Genomic DNA, 18,984 nt, shown 5'->3' with positions numbered 1-18,984 from the left:
CCTGATCCGCGACCAGACCCGCGCCGGTGCGACGTCTACTGCGACCGGCGCTGCCCCGGTCCGCCGAGGATGTTCTGACATGACCGACGTCAACGGTTGACGCCGTGGGCGGAGCCGATTATCAGGAAGGTGTTCTCGGGCCACACGTAGGAGTTGGCATCATGCGTCTCCGCCGGCCGGAGGAAGATGATCCGCACGAGGCGGGGCCACAAGCGGGTCGACTCGGACCAGGCGCACTGGACCTGCCGCTCACCCAGGTCGGCGCAGTCCCCAACCTGCTTCCATCCGTCGAGCTGACCGGCGACTCCCGACCGCACCTGATCCCACGAGGTAGCGGACGGCATGGCGTAGGTTTCGACCGTTGGAACACCTCGATCGTTACGCAGATCGGTGAAGACCTCGGCCGTCCGGTTGTCGACGACCATCGTGTAATCGCCTGCGGGCAGCACCGTCGACGCCCCCGTCGGCGCCGCGACGGAAACCGGCTCACCGGCCTTCGTCCAGCGCACCCCGGCCACCGCCGCCGCACCCAGGATGAGAACCGCCCCGGCTATCGCAAGAGGAACTCGCACGCCGGGAGTCTATGAACACCAGGCCAACCAGGCGAGCCGGCGGTGCGGGGTCGACGCATCGCCGCGCCTCCGACAACGGCCAGCTTCACCCATGTCACGCCACCGGCGCACCGAGCAACTCGGCTGTTCGCTCCCACAAGCAGGTCGCCAGATGATCGTCCTTGGCCTGCCGGTGGACTGGACCGTTCGGCGTGAGGCGGTGGTAATAACCACCGTTGGTTGTCTGCGGATCAGGCATCGTCGCCAGGTGAACCAGCGGCTCAGCACCCTCTTCGAGGGTGGACAGGCCGCCAAGAAGGCGATACCGGACCAGCGCGGCGACCAACGGGGCTTCCCGGTTGATGTCGGTGGTGGCGATCACTCCGGGATGGAACGCTGTCGCGGTCAGACCACTGCCCCGCGTACGACGGGCCAGCTCGCGGGTGAACAGGATGTTCTGCAGTTTCGTCGTCCCGTACCGCAGCAGCTCGGATCGGTTGCCGGCACCTTCGAGATCGTCGAGATCGACACGGCCGAACCGGTGGCCGTTGCTGGAGGTGGTGATGACCCGCGCCGGCCCGACGGTGGTCAACCGATCCAACAGCAGGTTGGTGAGCAGGAACGGGGCCAGGTAGTTGACCTGGAACATCAGGTCGTGGCCGTCCTCGGTGCGGCTCCGCCGGGTCAGCACGACCCCGGCGTTGTTGGCCAGCACGTCGATCCGCGGGTAGCGGCCCAGCAGCGTGTCGGCGAGCCTGCGTACCTCCGACAGCCGGGCGAAGTCGGCCACCAGCGGCTCGGCGCCGACCTGGCGGGCGACGGCGGCGGTCTTCTCCGGTGACCGGCCGACCACCGCCACGGTCGCGCCGAGGCGGACCAACCGGCGCGCGGCCTCAGCGCCGATGCCCGCGCTGGCACCGGTGATCACGACGGTCTTGCCGGACATGATTCCGTCACCCATGACATCCATTGTCACGGATGGGCACAGAAGGCCCAACCACCCGCCACAGCCTGGGAACGGCTACCGTCCGGCTTTGATGCCGTCACGATAACTGGCCCAGCCATGACCAACCAGGGCGACATCTCAGGAAGACGCGGTCTCGTCAGATGGCGACCAGGGGTCGATCGGCACCTCGTAGACGAGGCGGTACCGGTCGGCGGGAAAGACGATGTCGGCCGTCTCGACCGCCGTCTGCCCGGCGTAGTAGGTGCGCTGGATCGCGATCACCCACCTGCCGCCACGCGGATCGAGGTCGAGGGCGGCGACCTCGACGGGCATCGCCGGCCGGGTCGTAACCTCCTCCACGAACCGATCAATCTGCACGCCGATGAAGTCCATGCGGGCGACGACGCCGATGATCGGGCCACGCTCGGGATACTCGACCGGCGTGCTGCCGGTGACGGCGATCGGCTCGTACGAGTCTGCGAGTTGGATGGGGTCGCCGTCCGCAAGGTAACGGTATCTGGTGTGCATCACTGGATCGCCCGGCTCGATGCCGAGGCGTCCCGCGATGTGCGGCGGCGAGGGGATTCTCTCGCTCTCCGAATCCCAGGTCGGCTGTCTCCCGGCCGCCTCGCTGTCTCGCGCGAATGGCGATGTGCTCCCGAGGCGCTTGCGCATGTCCCGGGAGTGAGCACGACGCATGATGTGCTGATGGTTCAGCGGTTCCCTGGTGGTCATGGCTCAGCGCCGCGCCAGGTGGACATGGCCACAGCCCGGAACAGCTACCGCCCGGCTTTGATGCCGGTGATGAAGGTGGCCCAGGTGACCGAGTCGAAGCTCAGCGTCCCGGCGGTGGGGGCCTTCGAGTCGCGTACGTCGATGGCGGTGCCTCGGTCGCGGACCTCGACGCACTGGCCGTTGCTGCCGGAACGGCTCGACGTGCGCCAGACGTTACGCTCCATGCTCGCTCAACTCCTTGACGAACCTCATCGACTCGGCCGGCGATCGGGCCAGCATCCTCAAATTGTCGTACGCCGCCGACAACCGCGCCAGGTCGCGACTCGATTCGAGGAACAGCTCACCAGCCAGGGTTTCGATGTAGCCCAGCGGCGGGTCGTCGTGCGCGAAGGTGAGCAGAGCGAAGCCGGAGCTGTCCGCCAGGTGCGCGCCGGCTTCGAAGCGGAGCACCTGGATGGTGACATTGGGCAGTTGGCTCACCTTGACCAGGTGGTGAAGCTGCTCGCGCAGCACGTCCGGGCCACCCACCTCAGTCCGCAGAGACGCCTCGGACAGGATGGCGTGCAACCGCAGCGGGGTCGGCTGCCGGTGCAGCACCTCCTGGCGGGTCATCCGAGCGGCGACCCGCTGCTCAACGGTCGCCGGGTCGGTCTCACGGCCGATGATGTTGACCTCGCGGGCGTACCGCTCAGTCTGGAGTAGACCGGGCACGAGCATCGGCTCGAAGTTCTTCAGCTCGGCGGCCTCGGTCTCGTACGCGATGTACGTGGCGTACCTGCCGCCGAGGCGCTGCCACCACCCCTCTTCACGCAGGTCTCGGGCGAGCTCAAGCAGCGATGTGCCGGGTTCTTCGTCAATCCGGACGCCGTAGGTGACCAGCAGCTCCATCACGTCACCGGCGCGAGGCTTGATCTCGCCGGATTCGATCCGGCTGATTCGCGACGTCGAGCAGCGAACGAGCTTCGCAGTCTCCTCACCGGTCAGTCCCTTGGCTTCGCGGAGCTTACGCAGTTCCCGGCCGAGTCGGCGAGATCGCGGCGTCGCGGGCGCGAATCGAGGCATGTCTTGATTCTGCCCCAGTCTCCGCCCGCTCCCCTGCTCCGACTCACGTTCCCAGCAAACCGATCCTGCCTAGGTTCTTGCTTTGCATCATGTGATGCGCAACTGTGATTACCACACGCAGCCGCTTGGGTTCGGAGCGTCGTTTCCGCAATGGCCGCTCCGCATCCCGGGGTGGTGTCGCAGGACTCGCTGAAAGGTGAGAGGTGTGTGGGTGTCGAGTTGGTGATGACGGCGCTCGGTGGAGTGCTGTTGGGGTGCACGGCCGGGCTGTTCGCGTTCCGGGTGAAGTCGCGGTGGTGTCCGCGCTGCGGCGGGTCCACCCACACCATGCCTCCATCAGGGGGCAGCCAATGACCCACCGACGCGACCACAACTCCGTACCGCTCGGGCGGCGGGTGGCCGAGTTTCGGGCCCATCGGGGAATGAGCCAGCAGACCTTCGCCGACCGGCTCGGCAAGTCGAAAAGCTGGGTCGACAAGATCGAGCGCGGCGTACGCCGACTCGACCGTTACTCGGTCATCCGCGAGATCGCCAACGTACTCCGCCTCGACCCGGAGATGCTGCTCGGCCCCCACCAACCACCCGGGACAACACCCCACCTCGACGGGATCGACGGGGTGCGTGCCGCGCTCGCCCGCTACCACCACCGCCCTGAGCGCACCGAGACCGCGCAGCAGGTCAGCGCCCAGGTCGCATACGCCTGGATGGCCTACCACCACGCCCGTTACCCGCAACTGCTCGACACCCTGCCCGACCTGCTCGACGCGACCAGCGGCACCCGGGGCCTACGCACCTCCGCCCACCGGCTCACCGCCAGCGTGTTGGTCAAACTCGACCACGCCGACCTCGGCTGGCTCGCCGCCGACCGAGCCGTGACCGCCGCCGGTGGCCCCATCCTCATCGCCACCGCGACCATCGCCGTCGCCGAAGCCCTGCGCGCCCTCGGCCACCACCACCTCGCTCACACCGCCGCCCTTGCGACAGCGGATCACGCCGACGACGACACCGTACGCGGGACCCTCTACCTCCAGGCCGGGCTCGCCGCCGCCGGCAACGGCGACCGCCCCACCGCCCACGACCTGCTCGACCACGCCGCCGCCCTCGCCGACCGGCACACCGGCGACGCCGACCCCCACCACACCGGCTTCGGGCCGGCCGCCGTCCAGGTGGCCCGCGCCCTCGCCGCCCACCACCTCGGCGACACCACCGAAGCCCTTCACCGCCACGTTCACACCATCCGCAGCGACAGCTGGCGGCGCCTCCCGCCGGAGCACCGCGCCGCCCACCTCATCGACGCCGCCCGCGCCTACCTCGACACCGGCCAGCACGATCGAGCCGGACAGGTGCTGCTCGACGCCGACCGCACCGCACCCGCCGAAGTCCGCCACCGACCGGCCGCCCGTACCCTGCTCACCGACATCATCCGCAGCGGCCCGGCAGCGGCCGACGTCGCGCGACTCGCCACCATCCTCGGCCTCACCTGCTGATCCGGGGCGCTACCGGTGGCGCAATGCACGCCCGCTACGCCAGACCCTTCCGTCGCATCTGCCGGCAGTCCCGGATCGGGGCGTCCCGAAACGCGGACCGCGACGCAGAAGTGTCGTAGCCATCCGCCATGATCCTCCCGTCATGGCGACGCCGACACCGGTCGGCGCGGCTTCACCACGCGCGGGCAAAACCGCGACGGGGGCGGGGAGGACACAGGTGACGGACGCTGACGGGTCCGCCTGGCGGCGGCGTAGCGTGCTGGCGGTGGCACCGCCCGCTCGGCCGCGCAAGCTGGCGAAGGTGCCCTTCGTCGAGTTGGCCGACGGACGGCTGCAGGGTGTGGTCTCCAGCGGCTCGGACGTCGAGCGGGTCTACGTCTCGTCGCTGACCGCCAGCACCCACGCCTACCACTGCTCCACCAACAACAACCGGCCCTGCGGCGGGCTGCGCGGCGCACCCTGCAAGCATCTCGAAGCCCTCGCCGAGGAGGCCGTCCTGCAGTACGGCGTGGACCGGGTCGCCCGCTACCTGCGGGTCGACGTCGCTGACGGGGTGCGCAGCGGCAGCGATCTACTGGCCCGGATGGACACCCGACACGAGCCGACTTCGGCGGCGGTGGTGTTCAGCCGGTTCCTGCGCCACCTGGCGTACCTCGAACTGCCGGACAGCACCACCGCGCTGCCTGAGCTGCACTGGTTCCCGGCCACCGGGGCGGTTCGCTGATGCTGAGCACACAGGTGGCGCAGTTGCGGCAGGGCGTACCGGCGGGGCTGGCCGACGCCGACGCGGTGGTCGCCGGTTTCGACGACGCCCTGGTCGGTGGCTTCGCACGGGTCGGTGACGAGGCCGCCACCGCGCTGGCGGCGCTGGCCGACGCCGTGGCCGGCACCCCGCTGCGCGACCGGGTGGCCGAGGCGGTGGGCAAGGTGACCGCCGGGTCGTTCAGCCAGGAGGACCTCGCCGCCCTGGCCGGTGCCCGGTTGGCCCTGCTCGGCGCGGCCCACGACGCGCTGCTCGGCCAGTTCGACGCCGCGCTCGGGAGGGAGCGGGCATCGTGGACGGCGCCGGTCGGCGTACCGGCAGAGGGGTCCGCGGCGCGCGGCGCGGCCCGGGCCTGGTTGCACGAGACGGCCGTGGCCGGCTGGCGCGGTGTCGACCATGAGTTGCTCTCCGCCGCCGGGGCACCGGTCGAGGCGGCCCTGGCCGAGCCGGCGCTACGCCGACTGGCGGTGCTGCTCGACGGTCTCGCCGCCGAACTTCAGGCCAGCCTCCCGGTGGCCATGATGTCGCAGGTCCCGGCCCGCCGCTGGGCCGATCTGTGGTCCCGGGCCGTGCTGCTCGCCCAGAACTGGTCGGTCCCGGGCGACGAGAGCGAGACGATCACCGGCCGCCTGCTGCCGCTGGGTGTGGACCTCCACGAGCACGGCACCACCGTCCAGGTGCAGGTGCACGGCGTCCTCGAACCAGCCGACGGGCAACCCGCCCGCCTGGTCCGTACGGCGGTGGCGGCCGCGAAGGTCGAGACGATCACCGGGCCGGCGGTGTGGCGGCTGTTGCAGGCACACCCGAACCTGCTCGCCGCGCTGGCGCAACGACGGGTGTTGACGGTCACCGACCTGCCGCTGCACGGCGGCGACCTGCGGTGGCTCGATGCGCAGGCTCGGGCCGGTGAGCAGGCCGACCCGTTCGCCACCGCCCGGCTGCTGCTCGCTCCGGCGATCGCGGCGGCCACCGCGCCGCTGGACCGGCACCCGACGGCGATCGCCGAACCGGTGCTGTTGGAGGGCTACACGACGCGGCAGGACGACGACGGGCTCACCGTCGAGTGGGACGACCAGCAGCTCCCGGTCGCCGTCGACCGGCTGCCGGCAGCCGGACCCCTCACCCCCGCGCTGGTCGCCGCCTCGTCGTGCTGTCTCGGCCTGCTCCGTTGGGACGGCGGTCGCTGGCTGGTGCAGCCGCTGGCGGTACGCGCCACCGTCAAACGCAAGCCCGTCGAGGCGCACAACGGTGACTGGGCCGAAGGTGTCACCGACCCGAAGGTGGCGAAGGTCGAGGCCAAGGCGGGCGACGCGGTGGCGGTGCTGCGCGAGCGGGCGGGACGGTTGCTGCGCCGATGACCGACTCCATCTCCCCCGGCGACCTGGCCGCCGCCAACCGCCGACAGGTCCTCTACTGGCGACTGTTGGGCCGGATCTTCGACCCGGACGAGCAGCCCACCCTGGAATCAGCGAGCATGGCCGTGGTCGACGACCTGGGCCTGCCCGCCATCCTGCTGGACCCGACGGTGTCGGTGGACACCGTGGTCCAGCGTTTCCCGCAGCTCGCCGACGAGCTGCGCGGCCTGCTCGCCGACACCGCCGGGGCCGCAGAGGGCGGCGAGGACGCCGGCCCGCACCGGCCCGGCGAGGCCGAGGTACGCCGGGCGGCGCTGGTGTCGAAGCTGCTGCTCAACGTCTTCGCCACCGGCTCGGGGTCGGTCAGCGCCGGCCAGTTGGCCCGATGGCAGTCCGACGCGGGCTGGTTCGAGCAGGCGCTCGGGCACGCACCCGGCGAGCTGCGCCGGTCGGGCAGCGGGCTGGGCCCCACCCTCGCCGGCATCGAAGGTGACCTGGTCAACCGGATGCACCTGCGGGAGGTGCTGGCGGATCCGGCGCTGGCCCGGCAGCTCACCCCCAGCATGTCGCTGATCGAGCAACTGCTGCGGGACAAGGCCAACCTGTCCGGGGTGGCGCTGGCCAACGCCAAGTCCCTGATCCGTCGCTTCGTCGACGAGGTCGCGGAGGTGCTGCGTACTCAGGTGGAGCAGACCACTGTCGGCGCGATCGACCGGTCCGTGCCGCCGAAGCGGGTCTTCCGCAACCTCGACTTGGACCGCACCATCTGGCAGAACCTGACCAACTGGAGCCCGGAGGACGAGCGGCTCTACGTCGACCGGCTCTACTACCGGCAGACGGCCCGCAAGACGACCCCGTCGCGGCTGATCGTGGTGGTGGACCAGTCCGGGTCGATGGTCGACTCCATGGTCAACTGCACCATTCTGGCGTCGATCTTCGCCGGCCTGCCCAAGGTCGACGTGCACCTGATCGCCTACGACACCCGGGCGCTGGACCTGACCCCGTGGGTGCACGACCCGTTCGAGGTGCTGCTGCGTACCAATCTCGGCGGCGGCAACGACGGGCCGCTGGCAATGGCGATGGCCCGCCCGAAGATCGTCGAACCGAGGAACACCGTGCTGGTGTGGATCTCGGATTTCTACGAGTTCGACCGGTCACAGCCGCTCTTCGACGGCATCGAGGCGGTGCACCGGTCGGGGGTGCGCTTCATCCCGGTCGGCTCGGTCAGCAGCTCCGGCCAGCAGAGCGTCAATCCGTGGTTCCGGCAGCGCCTCAAGGACCTGGGCACCCCGGTCATCTCCGGCCACATCCGCAAACTCGTCTTCGAGCTCAAGAGCTTCCTCACCTAGGAGAGACACCCCTCATGTCCGACATGCTGCGTGCCCCCGCAGAGGTCAAGTACGCCGACGAACTCGACTACCTCGAGTCGGTCGACACCGGCGTCAAGCCGTACTCGTGGCGGCTGAGCCCGCGTATGGTCCGGCTCTTCGTCCTGGGCTCGGAACGCGCCGACGGCCTCGATCGGGACATCCCGCAGAAGTGGTTCGGTGACCGCAGCTTCGTCGAGCGCAGCATCGTCACGCTGGCCTCGGATCGGGGTCTGCTGCTCATCGGTGACCCGGGCACCGGCAAGAGCTGGCTCGCCGAGCTGCTGGCCGCGGCGATCTGCCGCAACTCCACCCTCGTCGTGCAGGGCACCGCCGGCACCACCGAGGACCACATCAAGTACTCGTGGAACGTCTCCATGGTCATCGCCAAGGGGCAGTCCCGCGAGTCGATGATCCCCTCACCGATCATGACGGCTATGGAGCAGGGTGTGCTCGGCCGCTTCGAGGAGCTGACCCGCTCCACCAGCGACGTGCAGGACGCGTTGATCTCCATCCTGTCGGAGAAGTACGTCTCCATCCCCGAACTCAACGACGACAACATCGTCTTCGCCAAGCCCGGGTTCTCCATCATCGCCACCGCCAACAGCCGGGACCGGGGCGTCAACGATTTGTCCTCGGCACTGAAGCGACGGTTCAACTTCGTCCGGATCCCGGTGGTCACCAACAAGCGCAGCGAGGCGGAGATCGTCCGGTTCCGTACCGAGGAGCTGCTCCGCCGTCACCACGTCGAGCTGGACGTGCCGCCCACCCTGCTGGACATCCTGTTGCAGAGCTTCGCCGACCTGCGGGCCGCTGCCGCCTCGGCCACCAGCGACGACGAGAAGCTGGAGTCGGCGCTGTCCACCGCCGAGCAGATCGGTGTCCTGGAGGACGCCATCCTGCACAGCCAGTTCTTCGGCGACCGTACCCTGCGGGCCGGGACGCTGGCCGGTTCGCTGGTGGGCTCGCTGGCCCGGCGCAGCCCGGAGGACCTGGCGATCCTCAACAAGTACCTGCACGCGGTGGTGGAGCCGAGGGCCAAGCAGGACGGCGGCGAGTGGAACGAGTTCCTCGATGGCGGCCGCGAGACGATCGCCGCCCTGTCATGACCGCCCCTGCCACCGTCGGCGCGTTCGGCGCGCTGCGTGAGCAGCTCACCGACGCGGCCGCCGCGTTCGCCGACGGTCCCGACGCGCTCGCCGACATCCTCACCGGCCTGGTCGACGACGTCGACCGGGCCCTGGGCGAACGGCTGGAGATTTTCCCGGTGTGCCATCACTCGCCGGCCTCCGCGCTGGCCATGGTGCGCCGACTGCGACAGAAGCAGCCCCGGGTCATCTACCTGGAGCTCTGCGAGGATCTCCAACCGGTCCTGACGGAACTGCGCAACTGTCGGCTCCCGGTGGCGGTGCAGGCGTTCGCCTCGCAACTCGACGGCTTTCCCGCCGCGTGGGCTCCGCTGAGCGTGATCGCCCCGGTCACCGAGGCGTCGGCGGAATACCAGGCGATCGCGTACGCGCTGGAGACGCCGGGCGTGGAGCTGGTGCTGGTGGACCGCTCCACCGACCACGTCTTCCAGTGGTCGCCGCGCGACGAGACTCCAGCAGCCGACGAGTCCGCGCCCGAGCCGACCGGCGACGACTCGGAGGGCCAGGCCGCGCTGCACGGTGACGCGGTCGGTGTGGAGATCGGTGCGCTCCGGCCGGGCTTCGCCGAGCTGGAGGCGTACCTGCTGCACCACGGCAAGGTGCGGCACTGGTCGGAGTGGTGGGACAGCTACGTCGAACGTCCGCTCGCCACCGCCGACCACGACACCTACCGCCAGGTGATGGTGCTCATCGGGAGTCTGTTCCGGCGGCTGCGTCCCTCCGCTTCGCAGCGCAACGACCGCGACGAGGACCGCGAGCGCTACATGTGGACCAGGATCCGGCAGCACCTGGCGGCCACCGGCGCGGACCCGGAGGAATGTCTCTACATCTGCGGGGCCTTCCACGCCGCCAGCCGGGTCGAACAGTTCGGCCTCGACTCCTCCGCCCCCGACTTCGACATCACCCCCCGCACCGCGACGGCGTGGCAGTACGGACTCATCCCGTCCAGCCACTCCGCGATCGAGGCCCAGTTCGGCCTCGCGCCCGGGTCGGTGTCGATCGCCGCTGCCGCGTGGAGCAAGGCGGTGAGCGCGTCGGGCCTGAAACCGTACCGGCTGAGCGGTCAGCGGGGCTCGACCATCCGACGCGGACGTATCAAGGCGGCCACGGGGGCGGCCGGGCCGGTCGCCGATCGACTTTCCGGCTTCCTCGCCACGGCGCCCACCCCCGACGGGCTCGACGAGGCGGAGCTGCGTGGCTGGTGCGTGGACATCGTCCGGTTGGCCCGCCGCAACGGGTACCTGGCCAGCACCGCCGACGCGATCGCGGTGTTCGAGACGTCGATCCTGTTGGCCGGGCTGCGTAACCGGGCCCGCCCGACCCCGTACGACTTCGCCGACGCGGCGGTGACCTGCATCGAGAAGGACGTCGTACCGGGTCGGCGGGATGTGCGACGACTCTGCGAGATCCTGCTCGGCGGCGACCGGGTCGGCCAGGTCGGCTACGACGCCCTGCCACCGCTGGCCCGTGACGTCCTGCACCGGCTCCAGCCGCTCGGCCTGGACCTGGAGAAACGCACCGTGCAGCGAGCGCTGCTCGACCTGCAGAGCAACCCGGAGCTGGCCGGCTGCTCGGATCTGCTCTGGATGTTGCGACACCTGCTGCCACCGGGCGCGGTTCGTCCGATCATGGGCGAGCGTCGCCTCGGCCACCGGTCCCTTCAGGAGAGCTGGGACCTGGCGTTGGGCCGCCACCAACGCGCGCTGATCGAACTCGGCTATGAGGGCGTGACCATCGAACAGGTGCTGGAGCAGCGCCTACGTCGAGCGGCGCACGGTCCCGACGCGACCGCCGTCAGCGCCCTCACGGCGGTCGAGGACGCCATCACGTTGCTGAACAGCCCCCGGCTGGTCGACGAGTTGGGCTCCCGAGCGGTCGAACTGCTCGCCAGCGAACGCACCGTCGACGACGCTCCCGAGGTGCTGCGCCGCATCCGCCGGCTGCTCGCCCACCACCAGGCCACGGCGTCGCGGCTGCCGGCCTGGTGCGGGGCGTTCGTGACCACCGGGTACGCCCACTACTGCACGCTGCTGCCGACCGCGGTCGTCGACGAGGACACCGGCGTACGACAGGTCGGGGCGATGCTCGGCTTCCTGTTCAGCATGGAGAGCCTGGCGCTGTCATTGGGTTGCGACCGGTCCCAGCTCGAACTCGCGTTGGCCCAGTCCCATCCCCAGGCACCGCCCAAGGTCGCCCTGCTCTGGGCGGCCCACCACCAGCTCGGGATGCTGCCCCTGGCCGAGTTGCGGACCCGCTGCCGGGAACTGCTGACCAACCCGCTGGTGGTGCCCGCCTTCCCGCAGTACCTTTCCGGCTTCGTGCACGCGCTGGAGCCGGTGCCAGGGCTCGCGCCGTTCGTGGTGGAGACGATGTCCACCGCGTTCGCCCAGCTCCCCGACCCGGTGCTGCTGCCCTGGCTGCCCACCCTGGTCACCACCCTGCGCGAGCACGGGCCGGAGTTGGTGCCGTTGCTGGTCCGGGAGGCCGGGCGGACCTTCCCGGGCACGCTGGCCGCCCTGGACTCCTGGGTGCCCCCCTGGTCGGGTACCGCCCCCGCTGGCGCGCCGGCCGTCCCCGACCGGCCCGTCGGGCAGGTCCATGCCCTGTTGGCCGACCACCGGGAGCCGGTGGACGCGGTCGCCGCGCTCCTCGGCGTCGAGGGTGGCTGGCAGCACGGCGACGATCGCGCGACGGCAACCAGCATCGCCGCCCTCGTGCACGCCCACCCGGACACCGCCGAGGCCATCGCGACGTTGCTGGGCCTGCCGCCCGACGCCGGTGCCGGGGCGGCCAGCTGACCATGATCAGGTGCGTCGGTCACCCGTGGTGTCACGATGAGCCCGGTGCCGGACATGCAAAGACGTGAGCCCTGAGGACCGGTTTCGGCGCGTCTACGCCGGCAACTTCGAAGCGCTTCTCGCGTACGCGACACGTCGTGTCGAGCAACCGGACGACGCTGCCGACGTGGTCGCGGAGACCTTTCTGGTGGCGTGGCGACGCAGCGCCGATCTGCCCGCCGACGATGAGATCCGGCTGTGGCTGTACGGGGTGGCCCGCAGACTGCTGGCGAACCACCACCGCAGCGGGATCCGTCGAGAGCGGTTGGGTGAACGGCTTCGACAATGCCTGACTGCGGTCTCCACGTGCGATCCGGGCAGTGAGGTGCCGCAACGGCTCGCCGTACAGGCCGCGCTGCGCCGGCTGAACGACACGGACCGGGAGATGTTGCTGCTCACCGTCTGGGAGGGCCTGCATCCTCGGGAGGCGGCGAAGGTGGTCGGGGTGAGCCCGAGCGCGGCCCGGACCCGCCTGTCGCGAGCGCGGGCCCGGCTGCGCGGACTCATCGGTGACGACCCTGACGCACCCGGACATGTACTTGGTGTCCTGGCCGTACCCGTCCCGGAGGAGGGCAGATGACCCACGAGCACCTCGACCGCCTGGTTCGGGACGCCGATCCCTATCGACCTGCGATCATCCAGCGCCTCGACGGGGCGGATCAGCATCTCCTGGAGGAGATCATGTCCACCCCGAAACTCGACCCGGTTCCGGCAAGACCGCTGCGCCGTACCCTCGTCCGTCAACTCGCCGGCGCCGCGGCCGCTGCGGCGGCCGTCGCCGGAATCATGGCCGCCTCGTCGTTCTGGTCCGCCCAACCCGACGACGCGTACGTCGGACCGACCGGCCTACCCAGCGCGGGCACGGCCGCGCTCGGCGGGTGGGAACTCGACCTGAAGGCCGCTCAGGAGCATCCGCGACTGCTGATCGATGAGCCGGGCTGGAAAGCGACCAGCGTCTACGGGTTCGCCGAGGAAAGTGGCAGCATCGAGTTCTCCAACGGCGACCGCAGCCTGCAGATGCACTGGTACCCGGACGAGCAGTACCAGCACTACTACGACGACCGGCTGCAGGTCAGCGAACCGGAGGTCACCACCGTGGCGAACCAGCCGGCCAGCATCTTCACCTACAGCGATAACGACATGGCGGCCATGCTCAAGCCGCAGGACGGCACCTTCGTCGAGGTGCGCACCGGCGGCAACTGGACACGGGCCACCTTCGACGCAATCCTCACCCGCGTGATTCAGGTGGATGCCAAGTCATTCCTCAAGGCGCTGCCGCCGGAGATCGTCACGCCGGGCGATGTCCGTGCGGAAGCCGCCAAGATTCTCGCCGACATACCGTCCCCGCCGGGCTTCGACGTGTCGGCACTGGACAACGCCGGGGCCAACGACCCATACCAGTTCGGCGCCACAGTGGCCGGCAGGGTCACCTGCGACTGGATCGCCGAGTGGATCCGGGCCGACTCCGCCGGCGACGAACAGGCGGTCAAGCAGGCAGCAGCCGCGTTGCGCAGCAGCCACCAGTGGAAAGTGCTGCACGACATGAACGACGAGGGCGACTATCCCGAGGTCGTTTGGGAGATCGCCGACAAGGTGGCCGACGGTGATGTCCCCAAGTCGTACAAGGACAGCCTGGGCTGCTGACCCGTCGCCCGTTCCTGGTCAGGGCGGGCCAGAAGTCGGCCGACGCGGCGTGGTCGGCCGACAACCACGGGAACCTAGCCGGCGGACTCGACCGGCGTGGGATGAGTGTCGACCCGGAAGCCGAGAGCCTTGTGCGTGCCGTCGCAGAACGGGATCAGCGCGGACTTGCCGCAGCGGCACAGGGCGATGGTGCGCCGCTTCGCGTCGATCTGCCGGCCGTCGGGCGCGATCACGGCGAAGTCACCCCGCACGATGAGCGGGCCGTCCGGGTACGGGGTGATGGTCGCCGCTGCGGGTTCCGGGCAATCGGATGGGGTCATGGGACGACTCCTCGCTGACGCGGATGCGGGTCGGTACGCGGACGCTGGCGCGGGATCAGGATGACCTGGCGGTCACCGGGGCCCGCGGCACGCTCGAGACGACGGCGGAAAGGTGCACCAATTCGCTGGCCGTGGATCGCAAAGAGCTGCGGCCGGCGGCCCAGGCGCCCAGGAGATGACGGGCGAACAGGTCGTCGAGGGCGAGCACGGTCGCCGCGCCGAACAGCACGTCGGCGGTCAGGGCCGGTTCCTGGCGGACGAGTCCGGCGCAGAGATCGTGTACGGCGATCTGCTCGTGGACGGCATCCGCCTCGACGTGTTCGTCGAAGAATCGGGTCGCCGCCGCGTCGCCGCCGAGGCGCCGCAACGCGTCGCCGTAGCGCCGGTTGGGCAGCGAGGAAGTCATCTCGAAGGCGGCGAGGTGCCCCACCAGCGCCCCGCGCAGCCGCCGGTGCAGCCCGAACAGCGACATCGCGTTGTTCGTCGCCAGGGTGATCGCCGGGACGGCGTCCAGGTGCGCGCCGTAGCGGCTGTCCAGCCCGAGCCGGTCGATCGTGGTGCGGAACAACTCCGCGTGCATGCGGTGCGGTTGACCGTTGCCGTACTCGTCCATCTGGATCTCGACGAGGGCGGCCTTCGGCGGGCCGCCGAGGCGGGGTATGCCCCAGCTGTGCGGGTCGGCCTCCCGCAGGTGGTAGACCGACCGGTGGACGAGGAACTCCCGGAACTGCGGCAACGTGCCGCGTCGCCGCAGGAACTCACCGAGCGACGGGCCTTCGTCATCCGTCGTGAGCCGGTGCAGCGCCGCCGGTAGGTCGTCGGGCGAAACGGTGGGTTGCGAACCGGCAAGGCGGCGGATCGCCTCCTCGAAACGGCGTTCGGCGATGGCGCGGACGGCGAGCAGGGACGGCTGCCATTCCCAGGCGTCCTCGACGCCCTGCCAGCCGCGGTAGTGCAGCTCGTAGCAGAGGAAGAGGGTGAGCTGCAGATCCTCGTCGGTCAGCGGATCGGTGCCGGTGAAATCCACCGGTGGGCCGGCGGGCAGGTCGTGCGGAGCCCGCCGGAGAGCCTCCCGGAGCATCGCCGACACCGGGCCACGTGGCTCGGGCAGGGCCGCGCGACCGTAGGGGTCAGACACGTCGGGTCTCCTTTCGGGCCGCAGACGTCCTTCCCCGGTCGTGACCTGCGCAAACCTGTTTGAGGTACGACACAACGGGAACGGACGCAGCCCCCACACCCGTGCAGGAGGCAGCGTGTCATTCGACGCAGGCGCCTACGGACGCCAGGTGGCGGACTCTCACTCACCGCCGGCAGGAACAGCGATGACCGCCGCCGGATCACCCGCGCCGCCGGCGCTGCCGATGACGTACGTGCTGCCGATTCGCCGGTCGGCGCCGGCCGGGGAACTCGTCGACTACCTGCGGTGGCTGGCCAGCCGGGTGGAGGTCGTCGTGGTGGACGGCTCGCCGCCACAGGTCTTCGCCGACCACCGTCGGCTCTGGGGCTCGCTGGTCCGGCACCTGCCACCGGATCCGAGGTTGCGCGGGCGCAACGGCAAGGTGCGGGGTGTGCTGACCGGCGTGCCGGCAGCCACGCACGAGAACGTGGTGATCGCCGACGACGACGTCCGCTACGACGAGCACGGGCTGCGCGCTGTGCAGCGCCTGCTCGGTCGGGCGGACCTGGTACGGCCGCAGAACTACTTCGACCCGCTGCCCTGGCACGCGTACTGGGACACCGGGCGGATCCTGCTCAACCGGGCGACCGGCGCGGACTTCCCGGGAACCCTGGCGGTGCGGCGCAGCGTCTTCGTCGCAATGGGCGGCTACGACCCGGACGTGCTCTTCGAGAACCTCGAACTGATCCGGACCGTGCGCGCCTTTGGCGGCACCATCGTCACAGCGGCAGGGCTGTACGTGCGGCGGTTGCCGCCGACCACCCGGCATTTCCGCTCGCAGCGGGTCCGGCAGGCCTACGACGAGTTGGCGCAGCCGATGCGGTTGCTGGCGGCGCTGCACGTACTGCCCGGGGTGGCCGTGGCCCTTGTCGCCCGCCGGCCCGGACTGCTGGTCGCCGCTGCGGCGGGGATCGTGGCGGTGGCCGAGATTGGTCGCCGTCAGGCCGGCGGTGCCCGGGTCTTCCCCCCGGCCACGGCCTGGATGGCGCCGTTGTGGTTGCTCGAACGCGGCGTGTGTGGCTGGCTCGCGGTCGGTCAGGCCGCATGCGGTGGGGTCCGCTACGCAGGCGGGCGGCTGCGCCGCGCCGCGAACTCGGTCCGGACCCTGAACCGCAGGCTCGCCGGGCGGGATCCACTGCCGGTCGGCGGTGGGCGGCGAGCGCCGTCCGCCGGCGAGGGCCTGGACCTGGGGTACACGGAAGCCACGTACGAATGCGCTACCAGCGGTACGGTTCCACAGTGCCGCCTGACGTGACCGAGATTGGCACCGTAACGGTGATGCGGCGCAACCCACTGCTGCCGGACACTCACACGCATGGTCACGTCAGTGAACAGCGTCGCCGACCTGACTGGCGCGATGCGTACCGGAAACCGGGTGAAGTTCCTGTTCTTCTGGGGCCACCAGCCGCAGCGTGACGGCAGTATCGGGCCCGGATGCCTGAGCCAGTGGTGGCCGGCACCGTTCACCGTCGACGGGCAGCTCTTCGCCACGGCCGAGCATTACATGATGTGGCGTAAGGCCACCCTCTTCGACGACCACGCCACGGCCGCCCAGATCCTGACCGCAGCGCATCCGCACGCAGCGAAGTTGCTGGGCCGGCAGGTCACCGGCTTCGACCAGCAGACGTGGGAAGGTCACCGCTACGACATCGTGGTGACCGGCAGTGTGGCGAAGTTCGGCCAGCCTTCCGCGCTGCGCACCTACCTGCTCGGCACCGGTGAGCGAGTGCTGGTGGAGGCCAGCCCGCTCGACCGGGTCTGGGGCATCGGCCTGGCCGCCGACCACCCGCACGCTGCTGACCCTGCACGCTGGCGCGGGCTGAACCTGCTCGGCTTCGCGCTCATGCAAACCCGCACGATCCTGTGCGAGCAGGAGCCGACCGATGAGTAAGCCACCGGACCTGGTTGCCGCCGAATACGCGCTGGGCAGCGTCGACGCCGAGCGAGTGCCCTGGTACGCGGCCGACTGGCTCGCCAACGGACACGACGGGCCGGCACTGCGTGAACTCGCCGGACTCGACGGCACCGACACCGGACTGATCGGCGAACTGCTGCCCGACGCCCTCACCGAGGTGGGCGTAGCTGTCCCCTCCCCGGCGGACGCGGCGGACGCCTGGCTCGCCACCCTGACGCAACGACTGCTCGCGGGGGAGGTCGACGAACGAGCCGTCAGCGAGCACGTCTCGGCCTTCGTCTCCTGGCACCTGGACCTTGATGAAATCTGGCGCAGCCCGTTCACCGACCTGCACGTCATCGTGGACGAATGGGATCAGGGCTGGGGACGCGGCAACCAGGAGTTGGCCGCAGCGGTTCGCCGACTGTGCCGCGATCACCTGGATAGCCATTGACGTTTTGTCGTGTGCTCAACGATCGTCACCGGTCCATCGACATTCGATCGTTCTCACGTGACTGGGCCCGACAGATCCACCGGCGCATTTACCGGCATCAGAGGATGTCGGATAACTGATTGCCGCTGTCCGACGGGCACCCGATACCCTCCGAACACAGATCGATCTGTGTCATTTTCATCAAGTAGTTCGGAGGTTTCTGAATGCCTGACGGCTCAGAACGTTCCAGCCGGCGTAGAGCATCGACGCTGCTGCGCTTGCTCGCGGTCACGCTGCTCGCCGTGCCCGTGAGCGTGATCGTCATGTCGGCTCCCGCCCACGCCGCCACCGAGACCAACTTCTTCAGCGGCACCATATCGGCCGGCGCCTCGGCGAGTTGGGTCTGGAACAACGCCAACCCGCACACCGCCGTCTACAAGGTCGGTCTGTCCCCGACCGGGGCCAGCACCTCGGCCGCGTGTGCGTTCGAGGTCACCAACGAGTGGTACGAGCGGCTGAACACGGGAGAACGCAAGTTCCATTTCACGATCAAGAACGTCGGCTCGATCGCCTGCGGCACCAACGTCATCCTCTCCTCGCTCAATGGGAGCACCATCGCTTCCACCGGCGGTATGGAACCTTCCGAGATCAAGGCTTTCTCCACCCAGCTCACCCAGTACGGGCAGATTGCTGACATGGGATTGATCGGCCTGCTTCCCGCCGGAGCCACAAGCTCCAACACCTGCCGATTCAAGGTGCTGCGCACCTGGTACCAGCGGGTCCCCCAAGGCGACGTGGCGCAGCCCGTCTACCTGCACGCCGAGGTGCAGAACATCGGAAGCATCGCCTGCTCAGCCGACGTTGTGAAGGGCATCGCGCCGACCGAAAGCCGACTCAGCCTGCGTACGCTGGGCGCTGGTTCGTCGACCGGCATCGTCTGGAACAACGCCAACCCGACAACTGCCACGCACGTCATCAACGTCGAACCGGTGGAGCTTGGCTGCACGATGCAGGTCACTCGCCACTACTACCGGCAGGTCATCAACTCCAATGGCTCAACGGAGCGGGAGCTGGTGCTGACGTTGAAGAACATCGGCTCGGCGCAGTGCTCTGCTCGGCCGATACTGTCCCGGATCTAACGTGCCGCGTCCCGGCCGGGCTGGTCCCGGCCGGACGCCCATCAGTAGTGCTCCTCGATCGGCCGACGGGCCTCGGCGAACCGCGCTGGCCCGTCGTACCGGACCGGGGACGGAGCCGGGCTGACC

General features: G+C 69.8%; 20 protein-coding genes. 12 read left to right on the top strand and 8 right to left on the bottom strand.

Annotated features, from left to right (window positions below; translation table 11 throughout):
• Positions 1-89: 89 nt before the first annotated feature.
• The 5 genes from Vlu01_RS26285 to Vlu01_RS26265 all read right to left on the bottom strand — a co-directional run bounded on the left by Vlu01_RS26285 (position 90) and on the right by Vlu01_RS26265 (position 3,294).
• Entirely contained in the window at positions 90-572 is a 483-nt protein-coding gene (locus Vlu01_RS26285) for a hypothetical protein (RefSeq protein WP_204004529.1), read from the bottom strand.
• 94 nt (positions 573-666) lie between these two features.
• On the bottom strand, positions 667-1,512 hold the full coding sequence (locus tag Vlu01_RS26280) for an SDR family NAD(P)-dependent oxidoreductase (protein ID WP_204004528.1): 846 nt from the start codon (positions 1,510-1,512) through the stop codon (positions 667-669).
• 123 nt (positions 1,513-1,635) lie between these two features.
• Positions 1,636-2,172, bottom strand: a complete 537-nt coding sequence (locus tag Vlu01_RS26275; RefSeq protein ID WP_239096141.1) for a UTRA domain-containing protein — start codon at positions 2,170-2,172, stop codon at positions 1,636-1,638.
• A gap of 104 nt (positions 2,173-2,276) precedes the next feature.
• Entirely contained in the window at positions 2,277-2,456 is a 180-nt protein-coding gene (locus tag Vlu01_RS26270; RefSeq protein ID WP_204004526.1) for a DUF397 domain-containing protein, read from the bottom strand.
• Entirely contained in the window at positions 2,446-3,294 is an 849-nt protein-coding gene (locus tag Vlu01_RS26265; protein WP_204004524.1) for a helix-turn-helix domain-containing protein, read from the bottom strand. Before Vlu01_RS26265 ends, Vlu01_RS26270 begins: the two co-directional genes overlap by 11 nt.
• 350 nt (positions 3,295-3,644) lie before the next feature.
• On the opposite strand from Vlu01_RS26265, the gene Vlu01_RS26260 reads away from it, so the two are divergent.
• The 8 genes from Vlu01_RS26260 (at position 3,645) to Vlu01_RS26225 (ending at position 13,895) form a co-directional block, all read left to right on the top strand.
• Entirely contained in the window at positions 3,645-4,781 is a 1,137-nt protein-coding gene (locus Vlu01_RS26260) for a helix-turn-helix domain-containing protein (protein ID WP_204004521.1), read from the top strand.
• Between the two features lie 217 nt (positions 4,782-4,998).
• Positions 4,999-5,505 carry a hypothetical protein gene (locus Vlu01_RS26255; RefSeq protein ID WP_373307518.1) on the top strand — a complete coding sequence of 169 codons (507 nt, stop codon included), beginning with the start codon at positions 4,999-5,001 and terminating at the stop codon, positions 5,503-5,505.
• Positions 5,505-6,902, top strand: a complete 1,398-nt coding sequence (locus Vlu01_RS26250; protein ID WP_204004519.1) for a hypothetical protein — start codon at positions 5,505-5,507, stop codon at positions 6,900-6,902. The genes Vlu01_RS26255 and Vlu01_RS26250 overlap by 1 nt, the downstream gene beginning before the upstream one ends.
• Positions 6,899-8,248: a VWA domain-containing protein gene (locus Vlu01_RS26245; protein ID WP_204004517.1), complete on the top strand. Its 1,350-nt coding sequence runs from the start codon at positions 6,899-6,901 to the stop codon at positions 8,246-8,248. The genes Vlu01_RS26250 and Vlu01_RS26245 overlap by 4 nt, the downstream gene beginning before the upstream one ends.
• A gap of 14 nt (positions 8,249-8,262) precedes the next feature.
• Positions 8,263-9,375 (top strand): ATP-binding protein, encoded by a 1,113-nt coding sequence (locus Vlu01_RS26240; RefSeq protein WP_204004515.1) that lies wholly within the window; start codon positions 8,263-8,265, stop codon positions 9,373-9,375.
• A complete protein-coding gene (locus Vlu01_RS26235; protein ID WP_204004513.1) occupies positions 9,372-12,212 on the top strand; it encodes a DUF5682 family protein in 2,841 nt (946 codons plus the stop codon). The genes Vlu01_RS26240 and Vlu01_RS26235 overlap by 4 nt, the downstream gene beginning before the upstream one ends.
• Before the next feature lie 64 nt (positions 12,213-12,276).
• Positions 12,277-12,831: an RNA polymerase sigma factor gene (locus Vlu01_RS26230; RefSeq protein ID WP_204004511.1), complete on the top strand. Its 555-nt coding sequence runs from the start codon at positions 12,277-12,279 to the stop codon at positions 12,829-12,831.
• On the top strand, positions 12,828-13,895 hold the full coding sequence (locus Vlu01_RS26225; protein WP_204004508.1) for a hypothetical protein: 1,068 nt from the start codon (positions 12,828-12,830) through the stop codon (positions 13,893-13,895). The genes Vlu01_RS26230 and Vlu01_RS26225 overlap by 4 nt, the downstream gene beginning before the upstream one ends.
• Positions 13,896-13,969: 74 nt before the next feature.
• Here Vlu01_RS26225 and Vlu01_RS26220 read toward each other — a convergent pair whose 3' ends face one another.
• Complete coding sequence (locus Vlu01_RS26220) at positions 13,970-14,215, bottom strand: CDGSH iron-sulfur domain-containing protein (protein WP_204004505.1); 246 nt, start codon at positions 14,213-14,215, stop codon at positions 13,970-13,972.
• 55 nt (positions 14,216-14,270) lie between these two features.
• A complete protein-coding gene (locus Vlu01_RS26215; protein WP_204004601.1) occupies positions 14,271-15,296 on the bottom strand; it encodes an iron-containing redox enzyme family protein in 1,026 nt (341 codons plus the stop codon).
• Between the two features lie 241 nt (positions 15,297-15,537).
• On the opposite strand from Vlu01_RS26215, the gene Vlu01_RS26210 reads away from it, so the two are divergent.
• The 3 genes from Vlu01_RS26210 to Vlu01_RS26200 are packed head-to-tail and all read left to right on the top strand — an operon-like array spanning position 15,538 to position 17,740.
• The gene (locus Vlu01_RS26210; RefSeq protein WP_204004503.1) at positions 15,538-16,647 is read left to right on the top strand and encodes a glycosyltransferase family 2 protein; all 1,110 of its coding nucleotides are present in this window, start codon (positions 15,538-15,540) and stop codon (positions 16,645-16,647) included.
• A 60-nt stretch (positions 16,648-16,707) separates the two neighbouring features.
• Positions 16,708-17,283 carry a riboflavin biosynthesis intermediates N-glycosidase gene (ybiA, locus tag Vlu01_RS26205; protein ID WP_204004501.1) on the top strand — a complete coding sequence of 192 codons (576 nt, stop codon included), beginning with the start codon at positions 16,708-16,710 and terminating at the stop codon, positions 17,281-17,283.
• On the top strand, positions 17,276-17,740 hold the full coding sequence (locus Vlu01_RS26200) for a hypothetical protein (protein WP_239096135.1): 465 nt from the start codon (positions 17,276-17,278) through the stop codon (positions 17,738-17,740). Before ybiA ends, Vlu01_RS26200 begins: the two co-directional genes overlap by 8 nt.
• Positions 17,741-17,837: 97 nt before the next feature.
• On the opposite strand, the gene Vlu01_RS26195 is transcribed toward Vlu01_RS26200, so the two are convergent.
• A complete protein-coding gene (locus Vlu01_RS26195; RefSeq protein ID WP_204004499.1) occupies positions 17,838-18,044 on the bottom strand; it encodes a hypothetical protein in 207 nt (68 codons plus the stop codon).
• Between Vlu01_RS26195 and Vlu01_RS26190 the strand changes: the two genes are divergently transcribed.
• A complete protein-coding gene (locus tag Vlu01_RS26190) occupies positions 18,028-18,858 on the top strand; it encodes a hypothetical protein (RefSeq protein WP_204004497.1) in 831 nt (276 codons plus the stop codon). The genes Vlu01_RS26195 and Vlu01_RS26190 overlap by 17 nt on opposite strands.
• The last annotated feature ends 126 nt before the right edge of the window (positions 18,859-18,984 follow it).

Origin of the sequence: Micromonospora lutea, from assembly GCF_016863535.1 — a bacterium.
GTDB classification, from domain to species: domain Bacteria; phylum Actinomycetota; class Actinomycetes; order Mycobacteriales; family Micromonosporaceae; genus Micromonospora; species Micromonospora lutea.
The sequence above is the reverse complement of the archived record's forward strand: the minus strand, read 5'-3'. Positions and strand labels throughout refer to the sequence as shown.

Bases quoted from the DNA above. Each gene is read 5' to 3' on its own strand.
- Vlu01_RS26280 (WP_204004528.1), bottom strand. From the start codon at position 1,512: ATGGGTGACGGAATCATGTCCGGCAAGACCGTCGTGATCACCGGTGCC.
- Vlu01_RS26275 (WP_239096141.1), bottom strand. From the start codon at position 2,172: ATGCGCAAGCGCCTCGGGAGCACATCGCCATTCGCGCGAGACAGCGAG.
- Vlu01_RS26270 (WP_204004526.1), bottom strand. From the start codon at position 2,456: ATGGAGCGTAACGTCTGGCGCACGTCGAGCCGTTCCGGCAGCAACGGC.
- Vlu01_RS26265 (WP_204004524.1), bottom strand. From the start codon at position 3,294: ATGCCTCGATTCGCGCCCGCGACGCCGCGATCTCGCCGACTCGGCCGG.
- Vlu01_RS26260 (WP_204004521.1), top strand. From the start codon at position 3,645: ATGACCCACCGACGCGACCACAACTCCGTACCGCTCGGGCGGCGGGTG.
- Vlu01_RS26250 (WP_204004519.1), top strand. From the start codon at position 5,505: ATGCTGAGCACACAGGTGGCGCAGTTGCGGCAGGGCGTACCGGCGGGG.
- Vlu01_RS26245 (WP_204004517.1), top strand. From the start codon at position 6,899: ATGACCGACTCCATCTCCCCCGGCGACCTGGCCGCCGCCAACCGCCGA.
- Vlu01_RS26240 (WP_204004515.1), top strand. From the start codon at position 8,263: ATGTCCGACATGCTGCGTGCCCCCGCAGAGGTCAAGTACGCCGACGAA.
- Vlu01_RS26235 (WP_204004513.1), top strand. From the start codon at position 9,372: ATGACCGCCCCTGCCACCGTCGGCGCGTTCGGCGCGCTGCGTGAGCAG.
- Vlu01_RS26225 (WP_204004508.1), top strand. From the start codon at position 12,828: ATGACCCACGAGCACCTCGACCGCCTGGTTCGGGACGCCGATCCCTAT.
- Vlu01_RS26220 (WP_204004505.1), bottom strand. From the start codon at position 14,215: ATGACCCCATCCGATTGCCCGGAACCCGCAGCGGCGACCATCACCCCG.
- Vlu01_RS26215 (WP_204004601.1), bottom strand. From the start codon at position 15,296: ATGCTCCGGGAGGCTCTCCGGCGGGCTCCGCACGACCTGCCCGCCGGC.
- Vlu01_RS26210 (WP_204004503.1), top strand. From the start codon at position 15,538: ATGACCGCCGCCGGATCACCCGCGCCGCCGGCGCTGCCGATGACGTAC.
- ybiA (WP_204004501.1), top strand. From the start codon at position 16,708: ATGGTCACGTCAGTGAACAGCGTCGCCGACCTGACTGGCGCGATGCGT.
- Vlu01_RS26200 (WP_239096135.1), top strand. From the start codon at position 17,276: ATGAGTAAGCCACCGGACCTGGTTGCCGCCGAATACGCGCTGGGCAGC.
- Vlu01_RS26195 (WP_204004499.1), bottom strand. From the start codon at position 18,044: ATGACGATCACGCTCACGGGCACGGCGAGCAGCGTGACCGCGAGCAAG.